Genomic DNA, 6,368 nt, shown 5'->3' with positions numbered 1-6,368 from the left:
ATTCCTCTCCCACTCCCCCACTCCCCCACTCTCCCACTCCCGCTAAACATACAAATTAAATGCGTAGCAGCTTATCCATTTTAGATTTTAAATTGGGGAGTTGGTTTTGGAAAGTGGGAAGTGAATTTTTTTCCCCTTTTCCCCCGCTCTCCCGCTTCCTTTTACAAATTTCCAGATTTGAACCCAACTTGGTGTTACTTGCTGGCACCAGAGATGTTAGGATGGATACGATTTGAATTGCAGACAACATCATGCTCTGGCACAGGAGCAACGGGTATAGATTAATACTGGCACTCTAGGGGCAGTGACCGGAATTTATCTAGCTTGCACAGGTCACAGGGGCGATCGCGCCAACTGCTATCTCCATCCTAAGAAAACAAAACTAAATAAAACAAACATATTTAGAGAGTTTATAGGCTTTCTTGGGCATTATAAAGCAGAGGGCTTAAGGCGAATGGCGCTTAGAGCGATCGCGGACACAGGAGGCAGAGCCGAGCCTAACCCGTGCGTGCCATTCGGCTGAAGGCAACTGCTGGCAATTCATGCCATAACTTTTGTTTTGGCAAATTATTACATAAGGGTAGTATCTGCGTTTTCTTACTTGACTTCTGATAAAATTTATAGACCCTGAGTTCCGTACTTTACAAGAATGCGAGATTTAACCACTTAAGTGCAGATTTTGGCACTCCAAGTAAAGGCGGCTTCACCCAAACCCCATCCTGCCAATTCCCAGCTGATTTTGCAACGCCTAAAGGAGATTGACCGTAGCCATGTATACGTCTAACCCCCGTCCTCCCCTAGTTAGAACCGTCACCAGTAATTCCAACTACATTCGTGCTGTCGCCATCAGTCCGGTATCCCCCCTACTTGTGAGTGCAAGTTCTGAGGAAATTAAGATTTGGCAGCTTGACAACGGAAAATTGCTTCGCACCCTTACGGGACACTTAGACTATGTTCGTGCGATCGCGATTAGTCCAGATGGTAAAACTCTTGTTAGTGCCGGAAATGACCAGACAATCAAGATTTGGAACTTAGAAGACGGCGAATTGCTGGGTACTCTTACGGGTCATCTTGGGTCAGTTCTTTGCCTTGCCTTTAGTCCCGATGGACAGACTGTGGTTAGCGGCAGTAATGACAACAGCATCAAGGTTTGGAACATCGCAGATTGCAGATTGCTTCGCACCCTAACTTGTCATTGTGGGTCGGTTCTGTCCCTTGCCATCAGTCCAGATGGTACAACGATCGTTAGTGGCAGTTTTGACAACACGATCAAGATTTGGCAAGTTTCCACCGGCCAAATGCTTCGCACCCTCAAAGGTCATTCCAACTGGGTTGCTGCTGTCGCTATTACTCCCGATGGCAAGACACTGGTGAGCGGCAGTTCTGACAATACTATCAAGGTTTGGCAGCTTTCCAATGGCAAAATGCTTCGCAACCTTAAAGGTCATTCCTGTTGGGTTGATTCGGTGGCACTAAGTCCTAACGGTCAAACTATAGTGAGTGGGAGTTCCGATCATACTATCAAGATTTGGCAGCTTTCCAGCGGTAAAATGCTTCGCACCCTCTCCGGTCATTCTGGCGCGGTTCTCTCAATTGCTATTAGTCCCGATAATGCAACTCTCGTTAGTGGCGGTAATGACAATACTATTAAGATGTGGCAGATAGACAACGGTAAATTGCTTCGCACTCTCACTGGCGATTCCAATTGGTTTTGGTCGGTCACCACAAATTCCGATGATACTTTCGCCGGTGACGATGATGACAGCTCTCTTAAGTTGTGGCGGTTGCGGGAAACTTAACTCAATTTGTAATTTTAGATTTTAGATTTTAGATTTATTTCGCCTTCTGAAGTTTTCCATGAACCAAACAATCGAAAATCCAAAATCCTCTGGTGCTTCGGTGGGCATCGTGACGGGAAATGGCGCTCGGTGTTCATGGGGGAAACCCCCAAGACCACACTCGCTTGCCAAGACGCCCACTTCGCGCAAAATCTAAAATTTGTAGTCAATCCGTACTAACAGGTACTGTATTTCCTAGAACTAGCGTTTTGTAGAAAGATTCTAGTGCTGTAATACAGCTTCTATCATCGTAAAGCATGGTATGGCGATCGCATATTTTTCGGAATATATCTTGACGCCAATCTGGATCTAAACCCAGTTTAACAGCAATTTCAACATACTCGGCTTCATTTTGAGCGATCGTCTCCGTCATCCCCATCATCTTCAAAATTCCATAAGAGTGACGACCGCGCATAAATTCTCCCGGACAAGTCACCACAGGTAAACCGCAGGCGATAGCTTCCAAGGCGGTGTTACCGCCTGACCAACTGAAGGTATCTAGAAAAATATCTGAAACTAAATTGAGGTTGAAGTACTCAATATGTGACATTCTCGGCAAAAGCACACAGTAATATTTTCCATCCAAATTTACGTTAGCAAACGCCCGTTCCAGACGCGCTAAAAATACTGCATTAACAACTGGAGAATCATGGGCAATGAAGGCAAATTGGGCTTGGGGAACACTTTGAGCTATTTCGGCAAATATTTGGTCAAATTGAGGTAAGTATTTAAATAAAGATTGACAGGAAAGATAAATGATAGCATCTTCGCGGAGATTAAAATAAGAGCGATTTTTACTAAGTTTGGGAACATCTGGTTTTTCATAACAGATGGCGATGTTAGGCAGACGAACTAACTTTTCTGAATAGTGCGATCGGGCCTTGTCTGGTTCCATTAAATCGCTCGATAAAAAGTAATCAATTGTTGGTAAACCCGTAGTAACTGGATGACCCCAAGTTGCACATTGTACGGGTGCCAAACGCAATCCGGCAATTTGGTAAGTCACGGGACTCATGCCAATATCTGTGAAAACCAGGATATGCAGTTTATCCGCAATTACCTGTTGACAAATTGCCTCAATGTTGCCATATATATGGTAAAAGTTATCACTGTAATCACGAAATTTCTCAGTGATTAAATCTACTTCAGGGGCAACTTGATAGGTATAAATTTCAAAGGTTTTGCGATCGCAGTTTTTTAACCAGCCAATCGTTAACTTAGCTACGGTATGATTTCTAAAGTGGGTAGAAATGTATCCGATGCGGATTTTCTCATTTTTAGCCAGAGGTGGCATTGACAAAGGGATAGACCATTGAGGATAATTAGCTACCATCACTTGATGCAAAAACTTTCCTAGTTTTCGCTGTACACCCCGTTCGTTAAAACCTTGATAAGCCGGAAAGAAGTTAATCGATTTTTGTTTGAAGATGGTTAAAGCCAGCTTTCTACTTTCAGATGTATTTAAAGCAGTCTGTTCAATTAATTTATTAATTCCTCGACAGAAGCGCTGACGCCACACAATAATTTGCTCTAAATTATCATATAGGATAGGTAAGAGAAAAACGTTGTACCAGTAAGCTTTCGTATAATCTGGTTTAACTTGCAATGCTTTTTGTAAGAAGTTAATTGCCTCTTCTACTTGATTCTGAGAAGCAAAAGTTATCCCCAAGCAGAAGTAGGCTTCAGGACTGTCTGGACTTATAATTAGAGCCTGCTGTAAGCAATCAATGGCTTCCTCAAACCGAAACAGGTGCGTTAAAGCAGTCCCTATCCCAAGGTAGGCATATAGAAATTGTGGTACAATAGCTAAAGCTTGTTGATATTGGGCGATCGCTTCTGGGTACTGGCGCTGTTCGAGAAAAGCATTACCCAGATTGTAGTATAGTCCTGGAAAGCCCGGTCTGAGTGCGATCGCTTGCTGGTAATGTGCAATAGCTGGTACAATAAAACCTTCTTCTAAATAGATAGTTGCTAAGTTAGCATGAGCTTCCGCATCGTTGGGATTGAAAGCGATAGTTTGCTGATAGTGGTTAACAGCAGCCGATAAATCGCCCAACTGCTTGAAAGCATTACCCAAATCGAAATGTGCATCGATATAATTTGGCTTGAGTGCGATCGCTTGCTGGTAATATGATATTGCTTCAAGTACCTGACCTTGCTGGTGTAAAGCAGCACCCAAGCTGTAGTAGGCTTCGGCGTAGTTTGGGGAAAAAGCAATACACTGGAGATAATAGAGAATAGCATCATCCAGCTTACCCGACTGATGTGCGATCGCACCCAGCAAATGTAGCGCTTCGCCGCAGTCAGGTTGCTGCTGAAGAATTTGCTGACATATCGATTCAGCTTGAGATATTTGGCCAGATTGGAGAGACTGGTAGGCAAATGCGATCGCTTGTGAGAGAGTTAGCATAAGAGGGGCTAGGGGCTAGGGGCTAGGGACTAGGGGTAGGGGCTAGTTTGGTATGTTGTTGCGCTTCAGCGCGGCATGGCAACAACGTAGCGAAAGAGCGATCGCACATATAATAAGGATACATCCACCTCTTCATCAGCGTTCATCCGCGTTCATCCGCTTACATCTGCGGTAAAAAAATAAACCTTCCATCAGCAAACATACATCCACCTTCTTCATCTGTGTTCATCTGTGTTCATCCTTCTTCATCTGTGGTAAAAAAATAAACCTTCCATCACACAGACAAACCAAAATCCCCCTTATACTAAAATTTACACCCAACCACAGCCCGCCATGAGTCTGTGCATCAACCCAATTTGCCCAAAACCAGACCACCCGCAGAACAGTAACAACCGCCACTGTCAAAGTTGCGGTTCCGACTTACTCCTGCAAGGACGCTATCGCGTGATGCGACTCCTCAGCGATAACAGCGGTTTTGGCAAAATTTACACCGCAGAGGAACCGGGAACCCCCAAAATACTCAAAGTCCTCAAAGAACATCTCAACAACGAACCGAAAGCAGTCGAACTATTTCAGCAAGAAGCAAAAGTATTAGCGCAGTTCCAGCATCCCGGTATTCCCAAAGTCGATGGTTATTTCCCGTATCAAACCAGAAACGGGTTGATTTTGCACTGCATTGTGATGGAAAAAATCGAGGGGCCAAACTTAGAAGAGTGGCTAAAACAGCAGGGAAATCATCCCATTTCCGAACAGCAAGCAATCGCGTGGTTAAAGCAACTGGCAGAAATATTGCATTTAGTGCATGGGAAGCAGTATTTCCATCGGGATATTAAGCCGCCCAATATCATGCTAAGACCGAATGGGCAGTTGGTGTTGATTGATTTTGGCACCGCGAGGGAAGCTACCTATACTTATCTTGCCAAACTCGGTGCGGGATACCAAATTACGGGGATAGTTTCTGCTGGGTACACGCCACCGGAACAAGCGAATCATCAAGCTGTTCTGCAATCAGATTTTTTTGCATTGGGACGGACGTTTGTGCATTTGCTGACCGGACAGTATCCTTTAAAATTTTACGATGCCCATAACGATGTGTTTCCCTGGCGACAGGCGGCGAATATTTCACCGAGTTTGGCAGATTTTATCGATAATTTGATGGCGCGAAAGCCAGGGGATAGACCGCTGAATACCCAGGTGCTTTTGCAGCGGATAGAGGAACTGGCGCAAAAGCTGGGAAAGCGGAAAACCAATTTACCTCTAAGCGTGGCGGCGGGGGTTTTGGTGGTTTTGGGGGGTGGAATTGGGTTTTGGGTTTCTAAATTAGGTGGGAGTTCTGTTAGTTCGCCTACTCCAGTGGTGAGGGGAGGAAGTTCTTTAGAAAATGTTTCTTTAGTTAAAACTCTTACGGGTCATTCCGACTCAGTTAGTTCTGTCGCCATCAGTCCAGATGGGCAAACTTTGGTTAGCGGTAGTCATAACAATACGATCGAAATTTGGAATTTGGCAACAGGCGATTTAATCGGCACCTTGTCGGGTCATTCCGGCTCAGTTCTGTCTGTCGCCATCAGTCCAGATGGGCAGACTTTGGTTAGCGGTAGCCGTGACAATACGATCAAAATTTGGAATTTGGCAACAGGCAATTTAATCCGCACTTTGTCGGGTCATTCCGACTGGGTTCGTTCTGTCGCTATCAGTCCAGATGGGCAGACTTTGGTTAGTGGTAGTAGTGACAATCCCATCAAAATTTGGAATTTGGCAACAGGCAATTTAATCCGCACTTTGTCGGGTCATTCCGACTGGGTTGAGTCTGTCGCTATCAGTCCAGATGGGCAGACTTTGGTTAGTGGTAGTAGTGACAATCCCATCAAAATTTGGAATTTGGCAACAGGCAATTTAATCCGCACTTTGTCGGGTCATTCCGGCTATGTTTATTCTGTCGCCATCAGTCCAGATGGGCAGACTTTGGTTAGTGGTAGTAGTGACAAAACGATCAACATTTGGAATTTGGCAACAGGCAATTTAATCCGCACTTTGTCGGGTCATTCCGGCTATGTTTATTCTGTCGCCATCAGTCCAGATGGGCAAACTTTGGTTAGTGGTAGTAATGACAAAACAATCAA

Annotated in this window: 3 protein-coding genes; 2 read left to right on the top strand and 1 reads right to left on the bottom strand. The window is 44.7% G+C overall.

All coding sequences use genetic code 11. The annotated features are described in order from the left end of the window. Nucleotides 1-770: 770 nt before the first annotated feature. Nucleotides 771-1,799, top strand: coding sequence for a WD40 repeat domain-containing protein (locus LAY57_RS30740; protein ID WP_249070988.1), 1,029 nt, complete (start codon nucleotides 771-773; stop codon nucleotides 1,797-1,799). A gap of 205 nt (nucleotides 1,800-2,004) precedes the next feature. On the opposite strand, the gene LAY57_RS30735 is transcribed toward LAY57_RS30740, so the two are convergent. Next, nucleotides 2,005-4,248, bottom strand: a complete 2,244-nt coding sequence (locus LAY57_RS30735) for a tetratricopeptide repeat protein (RefSeq protein ID WP_249070987.1) — start codon at nucleotides 4,246-4,248, stop codon at nucleotides 2,005-2,007. A 333-nt stretch (nucleotides 4,249-4,581) separates the two neighbouring features. On the opposite strand from LAY57_RS30735, the gene LAY57_RS30730 reads away from it, so the two are divergent. Continuing rightward, a partial coding sequence (locus LAY57_RS30730) for a serine/threonine-protein kinase (protein WP_249070986.1) occupies nucleotides 4,582-6,368 on the top strand: 1,787 nt, incomplete at its 3' end.

Origin of the sequence: Argonema antarcticum A004/B2, from assembly GCF_023333585.1 — a bacterium.
Classification (GTDB): domain Bacteria; phylum Cyanobacteriota; class Cyanobacteriia; order Cyanobacteriales; family Aerosakkonemataceae; genus Argonema; species Argonema antarcticum.
The sequence above is the reverse complement of the archived record's forward strand: the minus strand, read 5'-3'. Positions and strand labels throughout refer to the sequence as shown.